Here is a 21,186-nt window from a genome sequence, read left to right as displayed (position 1 = left end):
GCGGCCCCCTGACCCGAAATCACTGGAACCGGGAGACACGAGGATGAGCTCAGTTGAGAGTGCGACGCCGTGGCATGCGATGCCGGCCGGTGACATCGAACGGCAGTTCAACGTCGATCCCGCGCAGGGCCTGGATGCAACGGAAGCGACCGGGCGGCTGGCCACCTATGGGCCGAACCGCCTCCCGCAGGGCAAGAAGAGGGGGCCGGTCGTACGCTTCCTGATGCAGCTCCACAACGTTCTGATCTACGTGCTGCTCGCGGCCGGTTTCGTCAAGTTGATGCTGGGCCTGTGGCTCGATGGCTCGGTCATTCTGGCCGTCGTCATCCTCAACTCGCTGCTCGGCTTCCTGCAGGAAGGACGCGCCGAGAAGGCGCTCGACTCGATTCGCAACATGCTGTCCGCGGAAGCGCGCGTGATGCGTGGCGGAGCGGTTCGCTTGATCCCCGCCGAGGAACTCGTGCCTGGCGACATCGTGCTACTGGAATCGGGCGACAAAATCCCGGCGGACATGCGTCTCGTCGACGCCAGGAACCTGCGCACGGAAGAAGCGGCTCTTACGGGGGAATCCCTCCCGGCCGAGAAGGGCACCGCGCCGGTACCCGCCAAGGCCACGGTCGGCGACCGCGAGAACATGGCGTTCTGCGGCACGATGGTCTTGTCGGGCCGGGCAACCGGCGTCGTGGTGACGACCGGGAGCCAGACGGAACTCGGCCGGATCAACCAGATGCTCGCCGAGGTCAGCGCGCTCGAGACGCCGCTGCTGCGCCAGATCAAGAAGTTCGGCTACGTCATCACGGCAGTGATCGCCGTTGTCAGCGTGCTGCTCTTCTCCTGGGGGCACTGGCTCGGACACATGACCTTCGTCGAACTGTTCCAGGCCATCGTGGGGATTGCGGTATCGGTCATCCCGGAAGGCCTGCCGGCGCTCATCACCATCACGCTCGCCATCGGCGTGCAGCGCATGGCCCAGCGCAACGCCATTATTCGCCGCCTGCCGGCGGTCGAAACACTGGGCGCCGTCTCGCGCATCTGCTCGGATAAAACGGGCACGCTGACCCTGATGGAGATGATGGTGACCTCCGTCGTAACGGCCGAAGCGGCCTATGCCGTTACGGGCGACGGCTACGCCAGCGAAGGAGAGGTCAGCGCGGATGGCAAGCCGCTCGGCGCTGCGCCGGACGTGCTCAAGCTGATGGGCCGCGTGTCGCTGTTGTGCAACGACGCCGAGCTCTTCGAGGAAGACGGCAAATGGAAAGTGGAGGGTGACCCGACCGAGGGCGCGCTCTATCCGTTCGCTTCCAAGCTGGGCATGGACCGTGCCGCCGAGACGGCCGCCGCGCCGAGGATCGACGCGATCCCCTTCGAGTCCGAGCACAAGTTCATGGCGACGCTGAACCGTTCGACGGACGGCGAAATGCTGCTCGTCAAGGGCGCGCCAGAGGTGATCCTCGACCACTGCGACCGGCAGCAGACGGCGCAAGGCCCGGCGCCGCTCGATCGCGAGCACTTCGCGAGGGAGGGCGACCGGCTCGCCGCGCAAGGTGAGCGCGTGCTCGGGCTCGCGTGGCTGTCGGACCCGGGCCTGCGTACGGGCGGCCTCGGGCCGCAGGACCTGCCGCGTACCCTCGTACTGCTCGGCCTCGTGGGCCTGATGGACCCGCCGCGCAAAGAGGCGATCGACGCCGTGCGCGAATGCCACGGCGGCGGCATTCGCGTGACGATGATTACGGGCGACCACAAGATCACGGCGGCGGCAATCGCAAGAATGCTGGGCATCGGCGACGGCAAGACCGCCGTGTCCGGCACCGAGATCGAGGCGATGAACGATGCGGCGCTGCAGGAATGCGTGCGCGGCGTCGACGTGTTCGCGCGCGCGAGTCCCGAGCACAAGCTGCGGCTCGTCAAGGCGATCCAGGCGAACCGGCAGATCGTCGCGATGACGGGCGACGGCGTCAACGATGCGCCGGCGCTCAAGAAAGCCGACATCGGTGTCGCGATGGGGATCAAGGGCACCGAGGTGACGAAGGAGGCGGCGGGTATGATCCTCGCCGACGACAATTTCGCGTCGATCTCCGCGGCGGTGAAGGAAGGGCGCACGGTCTACAACAACATCGAGAAAGCGATGCTGTTCATGCTGCCGACCAATGTCGCGCAAGGCGCGGTGATCGCGGTGGCGATCCTGTTCTCCTTCACGCTGCCGATCACGGCGCCGCAGATCCTGTGGGTCAACATGGTTACTTCCGTCGCGCTCGGCCTGACCATTTCGTTCGAGCCGCACGAGGCAGACGTGATGCGCCGCTCGCCACGCGCAATCGACCGGCCGATCGTCACGCGCTTCGGCATCTGGCGCATCCTGTTCGTCGGCGCGGCGCTCGTGATCTATACGCTGTCCACCTTCTTCTGGATGAAGTCGCAAGGGGCGTCGGATCAGATGGCGCGCACGGCCGCGGTCAACGCCATTACGCTCGGCCAGGTGTTCTATCTGCTCAACATCCGGTATCTGCTCGATTCGTCGCTGTCCGTGCGCGCCCATACAGGCAATCGCTATCTCTGGTACGGAATAGCCGGCGTCGTGGTCTTGCAGCTTCTGTTCACCTATACGTTCCCGTTCCATGCCGTTTTCCACACCGAGGCTCTGCCCTTGTCGGCGTGGGGGTGGCTCGTCGGTGGTGGCGTCCTGTTTTTCCTCGTGGTGGAGATCGAGAAGCTCGTTTTCCGGCTCACCCCTGCATTGAGAGGATTTGTGACGTCGCAACAGGAGGGCGCGGCCTTGCCCAATGATCCCGCGAGGTAGGCCGCCTTGGCGGCCGCCTGCTACATCTCATGCACGCGGCGGAGGATGAAAAACAGATTAGCCGAGACTGCATTCACGATCGGTATCCGCTCGAAAGGCCGGTTCAGCTTCATGCCGATATTGGCCAGTGCGTTGAGCGCTCCGCCGCCCTTTATGCCTTTTGCGAAGGTGGGAAAGACCTGGTGATAGCCGCATTCTTCCAGTACGAATCCCGACCGGAGAAACAGGCGCTTCGCGTCGCTGAGACTGTACAGTCGATTATGGCCCGTGTACTTCTTCATGACTCTGCACGCGTTTTCGGTCACCGATAAGCGGTTAGGTAAAAATGTGATTATCAGCAAACCGTCGTTTTTCAGCACGCGCCATAGCTCATCGAGGCTCTTTTGCTCGCGGGCCACGTGCTCGAGTACACCGCTTCCGATCACCACATCGAATTGATTGTCTTCGTAGGGCAGCAGAAATTCATGATCGAGCGATGCGAAAGATAACCCGGCGTACTCATGGAATTCCGCGAATTGCCCATCCTTGCAGATGTCGCAGCCATATATATCGATGTCATGGTAGAGCGTGCGAAGCATGCACGAATCTGGCGCGTGCCGGCATCCCCAGTCGAGCACTTTCATGCCACGCTTGATATACGGTGCGTAAATTTCGAACGCGCGCACGTGGCGATCGAGACTCGCGTTGTTGGCAATGACCGATTGCACATAGTCCCGGTATTCACCATCGCTACGATGTGCAATGTAGTCCTCGCAAAGCTTGGCATAAGTCGCCTTGACCTGCTGCAATTCATTGCTCGGGATCGTTTCAGTGTCGATGGGTTTATGCATATCTCCCTCATGGCGGTGCGAACGATACGACGAATTTCAGGCTCTACCGGGCCAGTATGCTGGGAATCCTTGGTCCATGTTGAGGTCTGCGCAATCCGTTTCCGCAGTACCGGCTTTCGCTGCCCGAGTGACATCGGGGTTGAGAGGTTCGCGGGATGTTGACCACTCCGATTTTGAGCGCTGATGGACTGCGTTTGGCGAGACCTGCGGCAGCAACTAGCTGGATAAAGCCGCGATAGTGAACGGGTTCAAGTTTTGAAGGATAGCAGTTGAATTTGTCAAAACTGGTCGGGGAACCTCTCCATTTCGCGCCTTATTCTGATGGTTTTGCGCCTTGACGCTCATCCGTTGTGTTCGAGCGAACATCAGTGCCAACCTCCCCATGCTCGGCCGTCTTATTCGGCGTTAACTTAACAATGCGGTCGAACAGTGCGATGTGCGTCCTCCAACCGGCCAGTACCTCGTAGCTATCCATGTGCGCATCGACCGGCGATAGCGCTCTATCTAGCCCCCACGACCAGCGATGCGGCGACCCAGAAGGCGTCTCGACCCCAAATTTTTATGTTGCGGCGCATCTAAAACCATCCTATAACCATCCATATGGATGGTGAAAGGATGGTGCGATGAAGAAACCCGCGGTATTGGACACCCCCCGCTCGAAAGGCGGCGACTCGGAAAAAATCACGATCAACCTCGGACCGGTCGACCTCGGGCAGATCGACCTGCTGGTTGAAGAAGGCTTCTATGCGAACCGGACCGACCTGATCCGAACGGCGATTCGCAACCAGCTCGCGCTACATGCGCGGGTCGTCCAGGAAACGGTTGCGCGTCGTTCGCTCGTGCTCGGGCTGCAGCATTTTTCCAGGCAGGATCTCGAGGCGATTCGAGCCGCGCGCGAGCGTCTCAACATTCAGGTCCTGGGATTGGCCAGCATTGCCGCCGATGTCTCCCCGGAACTCGCGCTCGCGACTATCGAAAGCGTCGTGGTGCTGGGAGCCTTTCACGCTTCGCCCGCAGTCAAGACGGCGCTTGCCGGCAGAATCCACTAGCCGCGCGAGGCCCACCCCCTCAACACCGGTAATCGGACAAATGTGATGAAACTCAACGAAGGCTTTCTGAACTCAATGCACGAAGCGATGACTTTGCTGCGTACCCGCGGCGTTGCCGAAGCGACAGAAGCGATACAACGCGCACTGCGAGGGGAAAGCGTCGGTGCAGTGAACGAAACTGCGTCGCGGGACAAGACGCCAGAGCCCGTTGTCTTCCCGTTTGCAAAGACCAAGGAAGCGACCGCGCACAAGACGCGAGAAGACTGCCTGGACGTGGAGGAACGAGGACATTTCATCACGCTTGCGTATGCGAATGCCGCCGGTCGCCGTCAATATCGGCTGTATGTGCCGGCGGGGGGCGTCGGCGAGCCGCTGCCACTGATTGTGATGCTGCACGGGTGCACGCAGGACGCCGACGATTTCGCAGCAGGCACGCAGATGAACGCGCTTGCCGAGCGGCATCGATGTCTTGTAGCTTATCCGGTGCAACCGCAGCAGGCGAATCCGTCGAAGTGCTGGAACTGGTTCAAACCTGACGATCAGCATCGCGAGCGCGGCGAGCCGTCGCTGATCGCAGGCATCACGCGCGAAATCATCTCGGCCCACAACGTCGATCCCGCGCGCGTGTACGTCGCGGGGATGTCCGCGGGGGGCGCGATGGCGGCGATCATGATCGCCGAGTATCCCGAACTGTATGCCGCGGTCGGCGTGCATTCCGGTCTTCCGGCACGGTGCGCGCACAATTTACCCTCCGCGCTCGCGGCGATGAAAGGCGGCAAGCACCCCCGAAACGCACGGCGCGTGCAAGGCGATACAGACTTGTCACCGAGACGGCCCATGATCGTCTTTCATGGTGACGCGGATGCCACCGTTCACGTAGCGAATGCCACGCGGCTCGTGCAGAGGTTTGACGCACGGCCGGACGCCGGCAGCGAACGGCGTCGGGTCGACGCGGGCCGACGCGCCTGTACCGTCTCGCGGCTGGTTTCCGGCGACGGTATCGACGCCGAGTTGTGGACCATTCATGGCGCAGGGCACGCTTGGGCAGGCGGCAATGCACGAGGCAGTTATACGGACGCTACTGGTCCGGATGCGAGTGCCGAAATGCTGCGCTTCTTTCTTGATCATCCGCAACGGCAATAGTGCAGGCCTCTCTTATGGTTACTATGATTGCGACGGAGTGGCGTCCGCTGTGCATGTAGAGCAAGTCCGCTTGCTCAACTGCATATAAAGGCTGCCCGATGAATCACTTCCGCGGCGAATCCTCGGCGGCAGGTCGGCGAAGCCGGATTTGCGCCGCAATCAATGTACGGCGGGTTGCCATTCAATTGGAGACATCCACGCGTGTTCGTCCATCGTCAACAACGGGTCGCGTGTCGCCGATCGCGGCCTTGCGAAGTTCGAGCGATGTGTGCCCATTGCGTGAGGCAGTCATCGGCCATGAACGGCCATTCGCCCGCCTCATCGCTCGGACGTTCGGACGTCGGATCCACTCAGCAAACGGCCATTCGATTGGCCGAAACGGTCCTTCCTCCATCGGCCAATCCAGATGTCAAAGCTGTCCGTCGATTTGCGCAAACGACTGTGCGAGATCCGGGGTTTCTGGTCTTCGCGGCTTTCCGGATTGTCAATCAACAGTGTTGTACGACTCGCGTCTTATATCGTCCTCCAAACAGGCGCGCACAAATCGCGTTTGATCTTCGCTCGACGGGAGACTGCTCCTGCAATGGGAGCAGCGAAAGGGACAAGGCGTGAATTGGACGTTGGGCAACGACTTTGGGATGCTGGACCCAATCCGCCAGGACTTCCCGCAGTAACAAAGCCCCGACGACGGCGACAACGGGTCCAGTTACGTGCCCCGGGATCTGTCGAAAAGGGGAGGTTCAATGCGCAAGCGGACGGGCCTACCGTCCCGTCCGCATTTGAATTCGTGTTCAGCTGAGCGGCGGTGAAACGCCTCGCGAGCACCTGAATCCGCCTAACCGCCACCTGCCAGCGTCATCAAGCTTGGGGCGAACACGTAGAAACCCACCCCGATGACGATGAGGTAGAGCAGCATGATGAATGTCCATCCCATGTTGTGTCGGATGACTTCCCCTTCGTTACGCACGAAACGGCTGGTCGACACGCCCACACTCGCGGTCTGGGGCGCAACCGGCTTTCCAACCTCGGCGCCCACCGAGTTGAGCGACGGCAGGAGCAGCGTGGGGAAGCCGAGCAAGCGCCCGACCGTTACCTGGAAGAAGCCGAACATTGCGTTGGTGGACGTATTGCTGCCAGACAGCGCCACGCCGATCCAGCCAAGAATGGGCGCAACGACGATGAAGGCGACACCGATCTTTGAGAATCCCTGGGCGAGAGAGGCCGCCATCCCCGAGAAATTGAAGATGTACGCGAGGCCGAAGATGAAGACGCCCACCAGCAAGGCGCCCCACATCTGATGCCAGGTGCGGCGGAAGGCTTCCGCATATTGCGCGGGCTTCATGCCGATCAGTAAGGTGGTGATGAGCCATGCGGCGAAGATCGCCGTACCGCCGATGAAGGGCGAGAAAGCGAAGACGGCGCCCACTTCAGCGCCCTGGCGAATCGAAGAGCCTGCCGTGACCGCGAACTTGAACCAGACTATCTTGGGCAGCGGCGACCATGGGCCGGTCCACAGGACCACCACCACGATCAGCACAATGAAGGGCAGCCAGGCGCGGAACACCTGCGCCCTCGAAAGTCCGTGCGGCGCGTTGCCGAGTGCCGCTGCCGCCGCATCGACCGGCTTGCCGCCATAGCCGAGCACGGTTTTCGGGCGCCAGAATTTGAGCAACACGAGCAGGGCGGCAAAGCAAACGATCGAACCGGTCACATCGGGCAGATAGGGCCCCAGGTAAACCGCGACCGGGTATTGTCCGGCGATGTAGCCTAGCGAGCCCACCACCGCGAGCGGCCAACCGTCGCGCAAACCGGTTCGTCCGGAGACCAGATAGATCAATACCCAAGGCGGCAGCAACGCGAGCACCACCACGATATGCGCGACCGAGGCGGAAAGTGCGAGTATTGGCAGGCCGGTCACGGCTGCCAGGGCAATGATCGGCACACCGAGCGCGCCGTAGGAGACCGGGGCGTTATTGGCGATCGCGGCAACTCGGATCGCGTCGAGATCGGGAATGCCAAGCCCGATCAGAATCGGCGCCACGAACGCCCAAGGGTAGCCGAATCCGACCAGCCCCTCGAGCAAGGCGCCGAAAGCCCAGGCAAACAGCATGGTCTGTGCCCTCACGTCCGCAGTGCCCTGGGCGGTGAGCCAGCGCCGGAAATGGTCGAACACACCGGTGAGCGTCAGCGAATTGAAGAGCATGACACCCCAAAACGTGATCCAGTCTACCGCCCAGATGCCCGTCAGCGAGCCATAGAGATAGGCCCGGATCCCGGTGCTCAGCGGCATCCCCCATACCGCGACGGCGAGGATAAAGGTGACAATCGCGCCGAGCAGGACGGAAAGCCAGGCAGAAAGCTTGAAGACTGCGAGTAGTACCAGGAGAATGACCACGGGTACCAGCGCCAGCAGCCACGACGCGAACAAGCTGCCGGTCGGATTGAGAATTTGCTGGAACATAGATCAGACTCCGTTTTGTTTTTAAATTTCGCTGGGAGACGCGTGATCGCGGTGTGGTACCTCTCGCAGTGTAGGAAAGATACTTGATATTGCAATAAACGCTTGTATGGATGCGTGTGCCGTTGCCACGGAACGATGTTGCTCGGGCATTTCCGTACAGGCTAACAGTAGAGGGCGTTCAGATCGCAGTCCTCCTATTGCGACGAGGTGCTACGTTGAAGAGCTTTCGGTTCGCGGACGAGAGGATCCTGTTCGGGCTGGGGCAAGCCGCCAATTCCAGATTGACATGCCGAAGTCGAGGCTACGTGTGTCCCGTGCCGTCAGCGCAGGCGCCCCTACGTGATAAGCGTTTCGCGACGGATAGCCTTTCTCCGCAGCGGAGCGGAGTCATCGCCGCATTAGCGGAATTAGTCGGACAAACCAAATGCGTTAGCCCTCCGAATCCATAGAGACACGGAGAAATTCGATTGTTGACCAGGCTCGCCGTCGGTCGGTTGTACTTCCATAACTGCCGTTCGGTTTCATGATCCTCTATGACCGAATCGGGTCGCCTTATGCCCTTTGTATGAGAGGCCGCGCACGCGGCGATCGCCGCGCTTGGTTGTCGGGCGCTAGCCGGCCAAGCCGGGTCGTGCGAGGAAATCACTCACGTAGTGCCTGGTTGCCCGGCCCAGGATGGCGAAACCGCGAGCGGGGAATTTCGGCGATCGCCGCGATCTCGATTAGCAGTTCAGGCCGGTATAGACGTTGCACCTGGACGGTCGTCGTGACAGGATACGGCGCACCAAAAAACTCTTGGCGAATGTCGCCGGTGGCCATAAAGGCCTCAATGTCCGTTGCATAGTGAACCATCGAAATCACATCCGCCATCTGTCCACCAATCGACGCTAGGACGCTGCGAATATTCTCCAGTACCTGCCTTACCTGCGCGCGGATGTCCCCTTGCCCGACGATTTGTCCATGTCGATCGAGCGACACTTGGCCCTTCAGGTGAGCGATACGGCCATCGCCTTGAATGACCGCCATAGAGAAGGTGCCGAACGGCGCCCAAACTTCTATCGGGTTCACTGCATCTACCATTGCCAAACTCCTACGATGGGGTGTTGCGCGGCATCATACATGGCCATCGAATGGCCGTTATCAGGCCGGGCGAAGGTCCGTTGCGGGTCGGAAGCCGGCGTAAAGGGCACGCGGAATTCGGAGGGCACTTGAGTGTCGATCTGGGGCGATCGCGTCAACTACCGACCGGCCACATCTGCTCCCTTGGTTGACGAAGTATTCGGCTGTTCGAATCTCTTCATCCCTTGGAAGTCATCCTTCAGAAACGTCGCTTGCGCTACGTTTCGGGGCCATCGAGTGGCTCGCCATCTGGCTATCCACGCTCCATCACCGACAACGCGATCTCCTTCTGCGCCTCGAGACTCGCGAGTTGCTTTGTCAGCGACGCACGTATCGATTCGTACGCAGACTTGCCCAGCGCAAGCCGTAACGGAGGGGACGGGCTGTCGATCGCGGTGATCATTGCGTCGACAGTTTTCGCCGCATCCGCAAAATCGAAATAGCCAGCGTCGAGTGCGCGCCGGATTTCACCGACGGGCGTGTCGTCGTACACGCGCATCGGCGCCGCGCGGTCGAGACCCGCGCCAAAGTTGGTGCGCGTCGGACCGGGCTCCATGATCACGAAGTCGATGCCGAACGGTCCGACTTCTTGCGCGGCAGCTTCGACGAAACCCTCGATTCCCCATTTCGTCGCGTGATAAATGCTAAAAGCCGGATAGCCGATTCGGCCGCCTTCCGACGACACCTGCACGATCCGTCCGCCGCCCTGTTCCCGCAGACGCGGAATGACCGCGCGTATCAACTGGATCGACCCGGTCAGATTCGTCTCGATCTGCCGTGCAATCTGGGTGTCGTCGAGCTCTTCGGCCGCGCCGAACAGCCCGTAGCCCGCGTTGCTGACGACGACGTCGATGCGCGCGAGCGCAGCAAATGCCTGCGCTACAGCGGCTCTGATTGCATCGACGTTCGTCAGGTCGCAAGTGACGACCTCCAGTCGATCGCCGTGTTGCTTGCGCAGATCGTCCAATGCGCCGGGCCTGCGCAGCGTCGCGACAACGCCGTCGCCGCGTGCCAGCAGCTTCTCCGTCAGCCCACGCCCCAGCCCGCTCGATGCGCCCGTGATCAGCCAGTTCTTCGTCATGCTCATGCTCCGTTGGAAGGATCAGGAGTTCATGCTAGAACAATGGAATTCGTCGGAGAAGCCAGGCCGATCGGCATGACGTGTTGAAGGAAATTCACCAATGGGCAAACCGACTCTCAACGATCTGCAGGCGTTCATGGTCGTCGCCGCGCGGCGGAGCTTCGTGCAGGCCGCAGGCGAACTGGGCGTGTCGCGTTCGGCGCTGAGCCATGCGATGCGCGGACTCGAGAACGATCTGGATGTGCGCTTGCTGCACCGGACCACGCGCAGCGTATCCCTGACAGAAGCGGGGGAGCGTCTGCTTGCACGTCTGCGCCCTGTGCTGAGCGATCTCGATCACGTGCTCGACGATGTCGCGCGGGAAGATGAGGCGCTTCGCGGCACGCTGCGCATCAATGGAAGCGACGGGGCGATCCGTCAACTGCTCCAGACTGTCGTGCCGCGCTTTCTGGCGATGTATCCGCGGATGGAGCTGGATCTCGTCTCGGACGGACGTTTCGTCGATATCGTCGCGGAAGGCTTTGATGCAGGCGTAAGGCTCGGTGAAGCGGTACCCAAGGACATGATCGCGGTACGGGTCAGCGAGGATTCACGCTTTGTTGCAGTGGCGTCGCCGCGTTATCTGCGCAAGCATGGCCGGCCTGCCGTGCCGGACGAATTGCAGGCCCATCACTGCGTCCGGCAACGTCTGCCCAGTGGCAAACGCTATCGATGGGAGTTTGCGCGTCACGGTCAGGCCTTCACGATAGATCCGCCCGGCGCGCTCACGATGGACAGCAATGCGTTGATGATCGAAGCGGCACTGCGGGGACTCGGTATTGCATACGTACCCGAGCCGTATGCGCGCGACGCGATGGCACGCAAGCGGCTCGTTGCGGTGCTGAGTGATTGGTGCCCGCTCATTCCCGGACTGTTTCTCTATTTTCCCGGAAGCCGACATATTCCCGCCGGGTTGCGGGCATTCATCGAGCTGGTGCGGCAACTGCCCGGCAGCGTGTCCGAGCCGTCGAGGTAGCTTCCGCGAATCAGCAAGAGCGACCATTCGCCGACGCCGGCTTGCGAGCGGCGTCTGGCCGAAGCTCCCAGACGCCCCTGGCCCAGCCGCATTCGCACACCGCAAAGCACACCCCGTCAGCCACGCTCCAACCGCCTGCGTACCGTCCCCACCAACCTGTCAAACGGCAATGTACTCGCAGCCAGCGCACTGACCTCAGAAAAATTCTCCCTCACGATATCTGTCAACACCTGCCCCGGCGGCGCCTCGACCAGCACCTGCGCGCCCATTTCCTGCATCACGGTCAGCGCATCGAACCAGCGCACGGTGTAACGCATATTTGTCGCAAGATCCTCGCGAATCGCATCGGCCGTATATAACGGGCGTCCACCGCGATTGCCGATATAAACACCGCGCGGTCTTTCAACATGCAACGTGCGCGAGTACGCCAGCAGTTCGTCGCTCGCACGCGCGAGCAATTCGCAATGCGAGGGCACGCTGACCGCGAGCCGCGTGGCCTTGCGCGCGCCGGCCGCGAGCGCGCGTTCGATGAACCCGTCGAGCGCATCGTCCGCGCCGGCCATCACGATCTGGCGCGGTGCATTGACGTTGCCGATATACACGCGTTGCCGTTGCTCCGCGGCCTGCTGTGCAACGAGCGTTTCCGCCTGCTGCTCGCTCAAGCCGGAGACGGCCGCGAGACCATAGCCCGCCGGATAAGCGGTTTCCATCAGCTCGGCGCGTCGCTGCACCATCTTCAGCGCGTCGCGGAACGCCACCGCGCCACAACTGACCGCCGCCGCATACGCGCCGATCGACAGTCCCGCGCTGATCTCCGCCGCCAATCCTTCATCGGCGAGCGCGCGCATGATCGCGACGCCCGCGACGGTCAAGCCCAGTTGCACCGCGACCGTCGAATCGAAAGCGTCGGCTGAGTCGAGCGTCAGCACGTTGATGCCAAGTGTGTCGGAGGCTTCAGCGAGCGTGTCCTGTACCGCGCGATGCTGCGGCAGTCGATGTAGAAAGCCTTCGCTCTGCGCACCCTGGCCGGGGAACAGAAGCGCGAGCATCAGGCAATGCCATTGTGAGCAACCGCCGCCCACGGATCGGCGATCAAGCGGGGGCCGCTCGCATCGCGGGCAAGCACGCGCGCCTTGCCCGCGGCCCATTCCGCGAGCGCCACGCCACCCGCGGGCGTTTCGAGTTGCGCATCGATGCGGATACCGATATGCGCCGCGAGCGTTTGCAGTTGCTCCAGCAAAGCACTCGCGACATTCAGCGCCAGCGGTTGCGGCACGCGGATCAACAGATCGAGGTCGCTCGTTTCGTTGACAGTCGGCACGTGCGTCGCCAGTTCAAAGCCGGTGCTGCCAATAGGTCCCCAAGCGAATCCAGCAAGCGGACCGCCCGAATCACGTTGCAACGAAAGCAGTGCAACGAACGAGGGCAATGCATCACGCCCAGCATCGGCTTGCGTCTGCGCGAGCGATTCCGGCGGCACGGCACCGACGATATCGTCCGCATGCACCCATGTGCCGTAGCGTTGCGCTCGCTTCGCACCGCGTACGCCGATCGCGACGAAACCATCAGCGGCGAGCGCGCGTCGGACGACCGCATACGGCGCGCGTTCGAACGCGTCGCGAACCCACGCTGGTTCGTCATCGGGCGAGTCCAGCCGCCGCAAGCGCAGCAGATCATGCGGCCGCCACCGCGCGTCGCACGACGTGGCGTGCACGGTGGAGAAGGGCGCAGCCGCACACACGCGCATCACACGGCATCCCATTGTTCGGCAAGACGCCGCCGCACCTCGATCGACGCCGCGCGAGTCTGCCGCGCCGCCGCCGATTCCAGCCGACGCGCGAGCGTACGATCCCCCTCGCGCGCGCTGCGAATCTGCTCGACCAGCACCTTGCGCACGCGCTCGATCTGTGCCGCGTCGGGCGCGTCCGCGTCGATGCCTTCGATCAACTGATCGAGCAGCCCCAACTTCGCGAACGACGCCATCGAATACGACATCGGCACGATCGTGTCGCCGAGTTCGTCGAGTTCTTCGACCGTGCGGCGCGTGACGCGCGCGGCCGCTTCCTTGCCCATCGCGTGGACCATCGTGCCGGGCGCGTCGAGCGCGACGATGCGGTTCGCCTGATAGCCGTGCGCGAGGAACGCGCCGGACATCGCCGGACCGACGATCAGCGCGATCACCGGATGGCCGGCGTCGCGCGCGCTCGCATAGGCGTCGACGGCGGCCGCGCAGGCGAGGTGGATGCCGAGCATTTCCTCGCGATAGCCGTACGCCTGGCTCTTCACGTCGACGATCGCGACGATCGGGCGGCGCGTGCCGGCGTCCACACCCGCATCCGCTTCGATCGCTTCACGCACCGCGCGCGCGAGTTGCCAGCCTTGTTCGAGCCCAACCACGTTGGTGGTCGCGCGCGGAAAACGGTTCGCGGGATCGGGCACGACCGTGATGAAGCGCGCGGTGTCGCCGCCGAGCGGCGCATCGCCGCTCCAGACGGGCGCCGCGCTCGACGGTTCACCGGCAAGTGCATTGAACCAGCGCGCGCCGCGCGTGAGTATCGTGTCGTTCATGCCTGCTCCTTGTTCGACGCATCGCGCCCTTGCGGGTTGTACACATCACGCAGCGTCTCGGGCGTGACGCTTGCCGGATCGATCCGCGCGAGCCTCTGCAAGAACATGTCGACCTGCTCGCTGCGATGCGTGTCCGGCACGCCTTGCGCGAACGCGGCGCGTACGGCGGCGCGCACGGCCTCGGCATCGTCGTCGACGAGTGTGTCGGCGAGCGCGCTCGCGACGCGCTGCTCGCCGCCGATCAGTTGCCATACGCGGCGGCGATCGCTCGCATCGAGTTCTTCGATACCGGCTTCCTGTTCGATTACTTCAGGTCCGTTCATGCCGAGCCGTCCCTGCTTCGTCACGATCAGATACGAGCACAGCGCGGCCGCGAGCGACATGCCGCCAAAGCAGCCGACCATGCCCGCGATCACGCCGACCACCGGCACGCGCCGGCGCAGCGCGACGATCGCCGCCTGAATCTCGGCGATGACCGCAAGCCCAAGGTTCGCTTCCTGCAACCGCACGCCGCCGGTCTCGAACAGCACGACCGGGCGCACGCGCTTGCCACGCTCGCAGTCGCGTAGCGCCATCTCGAGCGCCGCGGCGATCTTGCTGCCCGACACTTCGCCGATGCTGCCGCCCTGGAACGCCGATTCGATCGCGGCGACTACGGCCGGTTCGCCGTCGATCGTGCCGCGCGCGATCACGCAGCCGTCGTCGGCCTGGCAGACGATGCCCTGCAAGGGCAGCCACGGCGACCCGATGCGATCGAACGGTCCGAGCAGTTCGCGGAAGCTGCCCGCGTCGAGCAGCGAGCGGGCGCGCTCGCGCGCGGGCAGTTCGATGAAGCTCTCGCGCAGCAGCGGCGCGCTATCTACGCTGGCGCTCGTGCTCATACGCTGTCTCCTTCCTCGGCCGCTTCGACCGCTTCGGCGAGCCGCAACGCGACTACGCCCGGCGTCGCGCCGAAGTCGTTGATCTCGATGTGCGCGGCGCCGTCGTAGCGCGTGAAGAAGCGGTCGAGCACGCTCTTCCAGATGTGGCTATAGCCGTCGACGCTGGTGCGCACCACCACGTGCGCGGCGAGCGCCGAACCGCCTGGATCGGCGGCGGCAGGCGACAGCAGCACTTCCAGATCGCCCGAGCCGACCACGCCGACGTGCGCGCGGGTCGTGACGGCGCGTTGCGCCGGATAGTCAAAGGTCAAATGTTCCATGAGGCTCAGCTCCGGCTGGCGTCGCGATGCGCCAGCATGTCGAGAAAGAGGGTGGCGGCGAGCAGATCGGCCGCGCCGCCCGGCGATGCGTTCAGCGACAGCAGTTCGCGTTCGAGCGCGTCGAGCGCGACGCGGCCCGCGGCTGTCGAACTGCCGCCCGCGTCGAGCACGCGCCGCGCGCCGCGCTGCCCCGCATGCAAGCCGGCGAGTCCCGCGCGATGCAGCAGGCAGGTATCGTCGAGCGTGCTCATGATCGCGAGCAACGCATCGATGCGCGCGGCGTTTTCGTCGAGGCCGCGTGCGCGGGCCGCGTGCAATGCCGGCAGGCCGACCTCGAGCGCGTGCGGAAAGCCGTCCTGCGCTTCGCGCCGCGCGCCGCCGACCTGATAGCGTCGACGCGCGCGTTCGCCGTGGCTATCGGACGAAGCGGCGAAGCGATCCGGGAAGCAGGCGATCTGCGCGGCCAGCGTGCAGACGCGCGAGCTATCGAGATGGTTGGGATCGCCAGGTCTGTGCGCACGCATGGAGGAACTCGAAGCCGTTTCGAGCGCCACGCCCGCAACCAGCAAGCCGATGATCCAGATCGCGCCGCGATGCGCATTGCTCCCTCCTGTCGCCTGCATCATCTCCTGTTCGCCCGCGCGGCCGATCTGCGCGAGTTCGGCGCGCAGCAGCGCCGAGGGTTCGCCGCGGCGGCGCGCCGTGCGCGCCAGCGCCGCGAAGGTCGGTTCGAGCGCGTGCGCGGAGCGCCGCATGATCGCGAGATCGAGGTCGCGATGCGCGCCGCTGCCGCGCCGGTCGACGAGCGCGGGCTTCGGCGTGAGCTCCGCCTCGTCGATCAGCGCGGTGATCGCGTCGCGCGCGAGTTGGGCGTCGGAAAACGGCGCGACCGGCGACCTGCCACATGCATCGTGTAGGACCGAAGCATGCGGCGCGTCCAACCGTTCGGGAAGAACAGCAGCGGACGCCATCGTCACCAGCTCCGGAAGCGCGCGGGCGGCGCGTACAGTCCACCCGACCACGTGACCAGATCGTCGATGCTGCGCGCCGCGAGCAGCGAACGCTTCGCGTCGCCGCGCCGGATGCCGAGATCTTCCGGATACGCGACGATGCCGCGCCGGCGCAATTCCGCGGTTTTCTCGGGCTTCGCGCGCAGACCGATCGGCGTGACACCGGCCACCGCCGCGACCGCCGCGCGCCGCTCGTCGATGCCTTCGGCCTTGTGCAGATGCGCGATGCCTTCCTCGGTGACCACATGGCTCACGTCGTCGCCGTAGATCATCACCGGCGCGATCGGCATGCCGTTTTTCGCGCCGACCGCGACCGCGTCGAGTTCATCGACGAAGGTCGGCTCGCCGCCTTTCTTGTACGTTTCCGCGAGTTGCACGACGAGCTTCTGGCCACGCGACACCGCGCCGTCGCCCTTCAACAGCTTCAGCCACGCCTCGCTCGAATGACGTCGGCCGCGCGGATCGTGGCCCATGTTCGGCGCGCCGCCAAAACCGGCGAGGCGTCCGCGCGTGACCGTCGACGAATTCGCGTCCGCATCGATCTGCAGCGTCGAGCCGATGAACAGGTCGACGCCGTATTGCCCGGCCAACTGACACAGCACGCGGTTCGAGCGCAGGCTGCCGTCGTTGCCGGTGAAGAACACATCGGCGCGCGCCTCGATATACGCCTCCATGCCGACCTCGCTGCCGAAGCAATGGATGCTGTCGACCCAGCCCGATTCGATCGCGGGGATCATCGTCGGGTGCGGATTGAGTGTCCAGTTGCGGCAGATCCTGCCCTTCAGACCGAGCGATTCGCCGTAGGTGGGCAGCAGCAGTTCGATCGCCGCGGTATCGAAGCCGATGCCGTGATTCAGCGACGTGACGCCATACGGCTCGTAGATGCCGCGTATCACCATCATCGCGGTCAGCACCTGCAAGTCGCCGATATGACGCGGATCGCGCGTGAACAGCGGCTCGACCGCGAACGGCCGGTCCGCCTGCACGACCACGTCGACCCACGAGCCCGGAATGTCGACACGCGGCAATTCGTCGACGATCTCGTTGACCTGCACGATCACGATGCCGTGACGGAACGCGGCGGCCTCGGCGATCGTCGGCGTGTCCTCGGTATTCGGGCCGGTGTACAGATTGCCGTGACGGTCGGCCTTGTCCGCGCACAGCAGTGCAACGTGCGGCGTCAGGTCGACGAACATGCGCGCATACAGCTCGACATACGTATAGATCGCGCCGATTTCGAGCTGGCCGTCTTCGAGCAGTTGCGCGACGCGCAGACTCTGCGGCCCCGCGAACGAGAAATCGACCTTGTGCGCGATGCCGCGCTCGAACAGCGTCAAGTGCTCAGGACGACTGATGCTCGAAATCAGCAGATGCACGTCGTGCAGCTTGTGAGGATCGACCGTGGCGAGCGAGCGCGACAGGAAGTCGGCCTGCTTCTGGTTGTCGCCTTCGAGCGCGACGCGCTCGCCGGGCTGGATCAGCGTTTCGAGCGCATCGACGATGCGGTGCGTAGGCAGCACGCCGTCTTCGAGCCACGGCGCGATGGCCGCGAGGCGGCGGTTCTTTTCGTCGCGCCGGGTCGTCCACGAGCGGGCAGTGGACCGCGATGCGGCGGCTTCGGCGGGGTGTTTCATCGGCTCGGTCATCGGTTCGATCAGCTCCCGGTGGTGACGCGCGGACGGCGGCCGCGCGGCTTCGGTTGATGCGCAAGCGCTTCTTCGCGCGCGCGCTCGGTCAGGAAACGATGCAGAAGCTCGCCGGTGCCGAGCAGATGCGCGACCACCAGCGACTGCGCGGTCGCGATATCGCGGCGCTCGACGGCATCGAGCAGCGCGGCGTGCTCACTGTCGGACTCGCCCTTGTATGACGGCAAGCCGAACTTCAGGCGCAGATAGCGTTCGCCGCGCCGGTGCAGCAAGCCGATCATGTCCTCGAGCTGCGGCCGGCCGGCGGGCGCGTAGAGACACATATGAAACGCGGCATTGCGCGTGACGTATAGCGACGGATCCTCTTCGCGCTCGGCAGCGCGGCACAAGTCCCTGGCTTCGCGCAGCGTCGCGGCGGTGTGATGCGGAATCGCAAGACCGAGCGCGAGACTTTCGAGCGCCGAGCGGATCTCGTAGATCTCGCGCGCTTCGTTGGCGGACAGCGGCGCGACGCTCGCGCCTTTATGGACCGCCGCGCGTGCCCAGCCCTCGCTTTCGAGCTGGCGCAGCGCCTCACGCACGGGAATCGCACTGACCGAGAAATGCCGGGCAATCGCGTCCTGGCGCAGCGGGGCGCCAGGCGCGAGCGTGCCGTCGACGATCGCCGCGCGCAGCGCCTCAGCAATCATGTGCGAGGTGCTTTCGCGCGGCGCGGCGGCCGGAAGAAACGAACCGGACATGGCGGCGTCCAGGGGAAAACCTTCAGTTGCGTCGGTCATGGTATCAAATATTATATATGAAAAGACGCGCATTTCGGCGCGGGCAAACCCGGAAGTCTTGAACCACATTCCAGGCAGGTGCTCGCGCCGTCCTCTGAATGAGTTGTACGAGGACATCGCCGATCAATCAACGTCGTCGAGCCATCCCCAAGCGCGCCCGTCCCTTTCTTCGTTACGTTCAACTATCGTAGGCCGGAGGAGCATGATGAATACAGTAACCGACCGACGAGCGGTCGCGCGTCAGCGCACACCGCTCAATCGTTCGCAGATCGCAGGGTTCTGGGGAGCGTGGGCCGGCTGGACGCTCGACGGCATGGACTCGTTCATTTACGCGCTGGTGCTCACGCCCGCGCTGACCGAGCTGTTGCCGCGTTCGGGCTTCGCGGCGACGCCGTCGAATGTCGGCCTCGCGGGATCGATCCTGTTCGCGCTGTTTCTGGTCGGTTGGGGACTGTCGTTCATCTGGGGACCGCTCGCCGATCGCTTCGGCCGCACCAAGGTGCTCGCCGCCACCATCTTCACGTTCGCGATTTTCACCGGGCTCGCCGCGACCTCGACCAATGTGTGGCAGCTCGGTATTTTTCGCTTCATCGCGGGCGTCGGGATCGGCGGGGAGTGGGCGCTCGCGGGCACCTACGTTGCCGAGGCCTGGCCGGAGGATCGTCGCAAAATGGGCGCCGGTTATCTGCAGACCGGCTACTACGCGGGCTTCTTCCTCGCGGCTGCGCTCAATTACACGGTCGGCGTGCATTTCGGCTGGCGCGCGATGTTCCTGACCGGCGCGGTACCGGTCGTCGTCGCGATTCTGATTCTGCTGCGCGTGAAGGAGCCGGAGAAGTGGCAGAAAGCCGACGCAAAGACGGTGCGCGTGAAGCCGTTGCGCGAGATCATGGGGCCGGCTTACCGGCGTCGCACATGGGTCGCGTGCATTCTGCTGACGATCGCGATCATCGGGCTGTGGGCGGGCGCCGTCTACGAGCCGTCCGCGGTGATCCAACTGGCGGCGCGCGCCGGCATGTCCAAGGGCGATTCGATTCGCACCGCGTCGCTCGCGACCGGCTTGCTGTCGATCGGCACGATCCTCGGTTGTCTCGCGCTGCCGCCACTGGCCGAGCGCATCGGCCGCAAGATGACGCTCGCGGTGTACTTCGCGGGGATGGCGGTGTCGATCGCGGCGAGCTTCGGTTGGGCGTTCTATCTGCCGAACGGGCTCGCGCCGTTCATCGCGTGGCTGTTCGTGCTGGGCTTTTTCGGCGGCAACTTCGCGTTGTTCAGCCTGTGGCTGCCCGAGCAGTTCGAAACCCGCGTACGCGCGACGGCGTTTGCGTTCTGCACGTCGTTTGGACGCTTCGTCGGCGCCGGCGTCAACTTTCTGCTCGGCGCGGCGGTGCTGCATATGCAGACGCTCGGCGTGCCGATCGCGTTGACCGCGCTCGTGTTCGTGCTCGGCCTGTTCGTGATTCCGTTCGCGCCGGAGACGAAGGGCGAGACGCTGCCGCAGTAAGAACCGGGCGGGCGGCGCGCTTTACTTCGCGTGACTGCGTGCCCGCCCACCCGGATGCAGCAGCGTCAGCAACGGCCAGCCGAGATTGACGCCGAGACTCGCGGCGACGATCAGCGCCATGCCCGCCAGTTGAGACAGCGATAGCGCACGGCCATACACGAGCGCATCCACGACGATCGCGGTCAGCGGATAAACGAACAACAGCACCGCGATCACTGGCGTGCTGAGCTTGGGCAGCGCGCCGTAAATCAGCACATACGACAATCCCGTGTGCAGCACGCCCATGCCGATCAGCCAGAACCACTGCATCGGACCGATATGCGTGAGCGTCAAAGGCGCGATGAGCGGCGCGATCAGAGGCAGGCAGATCACGCCGACCGCGCATTGCGTGAGCGTCAGCAGATGCGGGCGCATTTCGCCGAGGCTCTTCGCGATCAGCGTGACGCTCGCATACAGCAGCGAGCCGAGCAGCGCTTCGCTCAAGCCGATCAGATAGCTGCTGTGGCCTTGCAGGTTTCCGGCCGCGATCACGCCCGACGCGAGCACGAGCCCGACGAACGCCGTCGCGATCCAGCCGAGCCGGTCCGCGCCGAGCCGCTCGTTAAAGAGCGCCGCGCCGATCAGCACGACCCAGAACGGCTGCACATGAAATACGACGGTCGCGACCGCGATGCTGGTGCGATGAATCGCATCGAAAAAGCCGACCCATTGCGTGACCATCAGCACGCCGGAAATCAGCGCGAGCGCGACCGTGCGGCGCGTGAACTGTGCGCGCGTGAAAAAGCCCTTCCACGCGCAATAGGCGGCGAGCGAGAGAAAGCCGAACAGGCAGCGGAAGAACACGAGCGTCAGCGCATCGAGCCGCGCCTCCTCGACGAAAACGCCGATCGTGCCCATCAGCAGGCCGCCGCTCGCCAGCGTGATCGCGCCTTGTTGACGTGAGGTGAGGGACATGCGCAATGACTCCGAAACATGATGCTTGC

18 protein-coding genes are annotated in these 21,186 nt (G+C 63.9%); 5 read left to right on the top strand and 13 right to left on the bottom strand.

From position 1 onward, the window contains the following. Positions 1-43: 43 nt before the first annotated feature. Complete coding sequence (locus OKW37_RS31775) at positions 44-2,797, top strand: HAD-IC family P-type ATPase (RefSeq protein ID WP_184068318.1); 2,754 nt, start codon at positions 44-46, stop codon at positions 2,795-2,797. A gap of 20 nt (positions 2,798-2,817) precedes the next feature. On the opposite strand, the gene OKW37_RS31770 is transcribed toward OKW37_RS31775, so the two are convergent. Further along, positions 2,818-3,627: a class I SAM-dependent methyltransferase gene (locus tag OKW37_RS31770; RefSeq protein WP_090806167.1), complete on the bottom strand. Its 810-nt coding sequence runs from the start codon at positions 3,625-3,627 to the stop codon at positions 2,818-2,820. Positions 3,628-4,250: 623 nt separating this feature from the next. Between OKW37_RS31770 and OKW37_RS31765 the strand changes: the two genes are divergently transcribed. Then, positions 4,251-4,676, top strand: a complete 426-nt coding sequence (locus tag OKW37_RS31765) for a CopG family transcriptional regulator (protein ID WP_018420777.1) — start codon at positions 4,251-4,253, stop codon at positions 4,674-4,676. Positions 4,677-4,721: 45 nt separating this feature from the next. After that, the gene (locus OKW37_RS31760) at positions 4,722-5,819 is read left to right on the top strand and encodes an extracellular catalytic domain type 1 short-chain-length polyhydroxyalkanoate depolymerase (protein ID WP_429403280.1); all 1,098 of its coding nucleotides are present in this window, start codon (positions 4,722-4,724) and stop codon (positions 5,817-5,819) included. Positions 5,820-6,654: 835 nt separating this feature from the next. Here OKW37_RS31760 and OKW37_RS31755 read toward each other — a convergent pair. The 3 genes from OKW37_RS31755 to OKW37_RS31745 all read right to left on the bottom strand — a co-directional run bounded on the left by OKW37_RS31755 (position 6,655) and on the right by OKW37_RS31745 (position 10,480). Then, positions 6,655-8,280 carry an L-lactate permease gene (locus tag OKW37_RS31755; protein WP_429403279.1) on the bottom strand — a complete coding sequence of 542 codons (1,626 nt, stop codon included), beginning with the start codon at positions 8,278-8,280 and terminating at the stop codon, positions 6,655-6,657. A 642-nt stretch (positions 8,281-8,922) separates the two neighbouring features. Further along, the gene (locus tag OKW37_RS31750; RefSeq protein WP_429403278.1) at positions 8,923-9,360 is read right to left on the bottom strand and encodes a RidA family protein; all 438 of its coding nucleotides are present in this window, start codon (positions 9,358-9,360) and stop codon (positions 8,923-8,925) included. 292 nt (positions 9,361-9,652) lie between these two features. Then, complete coding sequence (locus OKW37_RS31745; protein ID WP_429403277.1) at positions 9,653-10,480, bottom strand: SDR family oxidoreductase; 828 nt, start codon at positions 10,478-10,480, stop codon at positions 9,653-9,655. Between the two features lie 100 nt (positions 10,481-10,580). On the opposite strand from OKW37_RS31745, the gene OKW37_RS31740 reads away from it, so the two are divergent. After that, complete coding sequence (locus OKW37_RS31740) at positions 10,581-11,495, top strand: LysR family transcriptional regulator (protein ID WP_429403276.1); 915 nt, start codon at positions 10,581-10,583, stop codon at positions 11,493-11,495. A gap of 116 nt (positions 11,496-11,611) precedes the next feature. On the opposite strand, the gene mdcH is transcribed toward OKW37_RS31740, so the two are convergent. From mdcH to OKW37_RS31700, 8 genes are read right to left on the bottom strand one after another with little or no spacing between them, the layout of a single operon-like run. Beyond that, positions 11,612-12,544: a malonate decarboxylase subunit epsilon gene (gene mdcH, locus OKW37_RS31735; protein WP_429510015.1), complete on the bottom strand. Its 933-nt coding sequence runs from the start codon at positions 12,542-12,544 to the stop codon at positions 11,612-11,614. Continuing rightward, entirely contained in the window at positions 12,544-13,242 is a 699-nt protein-coding gene (locus OKW37_RS31730) for a malonate decarboxylase holo-ACP synthase (RefSeq protein ID WP_429403275.1), read from the bottom strand. The genes mdcH and OKW37_RS31730 overlap by 1 nt, the downstream gene beginning before the upstream one ends. Then, on the bottom strand, positions 13,242-14,063 hold the full coding sequence (gene mdcE / locus OKW37_RS31725) for a biotin-independent malonate decarboxylase subunit gamma (RefSeq protein WP_429403274.1): 822 nt from the start codon (positions 14,061-14,063) through the stop codon (positions 13,242-13,244). Before mdcE ends, OKW37_RS31730 begins: the two co-directional genes overlap by 1 nt. Further along, positions 14,060-14,944, bottom strand: a complete 885-nt coding sequence (locus OKW37_RS31720; RefSeq protein WP_429403273.1) for a biotin-independent malonate decarboxylase subunit beta — start codon at positions 14,942-14,944, stop codon at positions 14,060-14,062. Before OKW37_RS31720 ends, mdcE begins: the two co-directional genes overlap by 4 nt. Beyond that, positions 14,941-15,264: a malonate decarboxylase subunit delta gene (locus tag OKW37_RS31715; RefSeq protein ID WP_184038621.1), complete on the bottom strand. Its 324-nt coding sequence runs from the start codon at positions 15,262-15,264 to the stop codon at positions 14,941-14,943. The genes OKW37_RS31720 and OKW37_RS31715 overlap by 4 nt, the downstream gene beginning before the upstream one ends. A 5-nt stretch (positions 15,265-15,269) precedes the next feature. Continuing rightward, positions 15,270-16,235 carry a triphosphoribosyl-dephospho-CoA synthase gene (locus OKW37_RS31710; protein WP_429403272.1) on the bottom strand — a complete coding sequence of 322 codons (966 nt, stop codon included), beginning with the start codon at positions 16,233-16,235 and terminating at the stop codon, positions 15,270-15,272. Between the two features lie 2 nt (positions 16,236-16,237). Beyond that, positions 16,238-17,908, bottom strand: coding sequence for a malonate decarboxylase subunit alpha (gene mdcA / locus OKW37_RS31705; protein WP_429403271.1), 1,671 nt, complete (start codon positions 17,906-17,908; stop codon positions 16,238-16,240). A gap of 20 nt (positions 17,909-17,928) precedes the next feature. Next, on the bottom strand, positions 17,929-18,699 hold the full coding sequence (locus OKW37_RS31700) for a GntR family transcriptional regulator (protein WP_184068364.1): 771 nt from the start codon (positions 18,697-18,699) through the stop codon (positions 17,929-17,931). A 205-nt stretch (positions 18,700-18,904) separates the two neighbouring features. Here OKW37_RS31700 and OKW37_RS31695 point away from each other — a divergent pair, with 205 nt between their 5' ends. Next, on the top strand, positions 18,905-20,203 hold the full coding sequence (locus OKW37_RS31695; protein ID WP_176078874.1) for an MFS transporter: 1,299 nt from the start codon (positions 18,905-18,907) through the stop codon (positions 20,201-20,203). A 21-nt stretch (positions 20,204-20,224) separates the two neighbouring features. On the opposite strand, the gene OKW37_RS31690 is transcribed toward OKW37_RS31695, so the two are convergent. Beyond that, the gene (locus OKW37_RS31690) at positions 20,225-21,157 is read right to left on the bottom strand and encodes a DMT family transporter (RefSeq protein WP_187610185.1); all 933 of its coding nucleotides are present in this window, start codon (positions 21,155-21,157) and stop codon (positions 20,225-20,227) included. Between the last annotated feature and the right edge of the window lie 29 nt (positions 21,158-21,186).

It is taken from the genome of Paraburkholderia sp. MM5482-R2 (genome assembly GCF_050436125.1).
GTDB lineage: Bacteria > Pseudomonadota > Gammaproteobacteria > Burkholderiales > Burkholderiaceae > Paraburkholderia > Paraburkholderia tuberum.
This window is presented reverse-complemented; position numbering and strand designations above follow the sequence as displayed.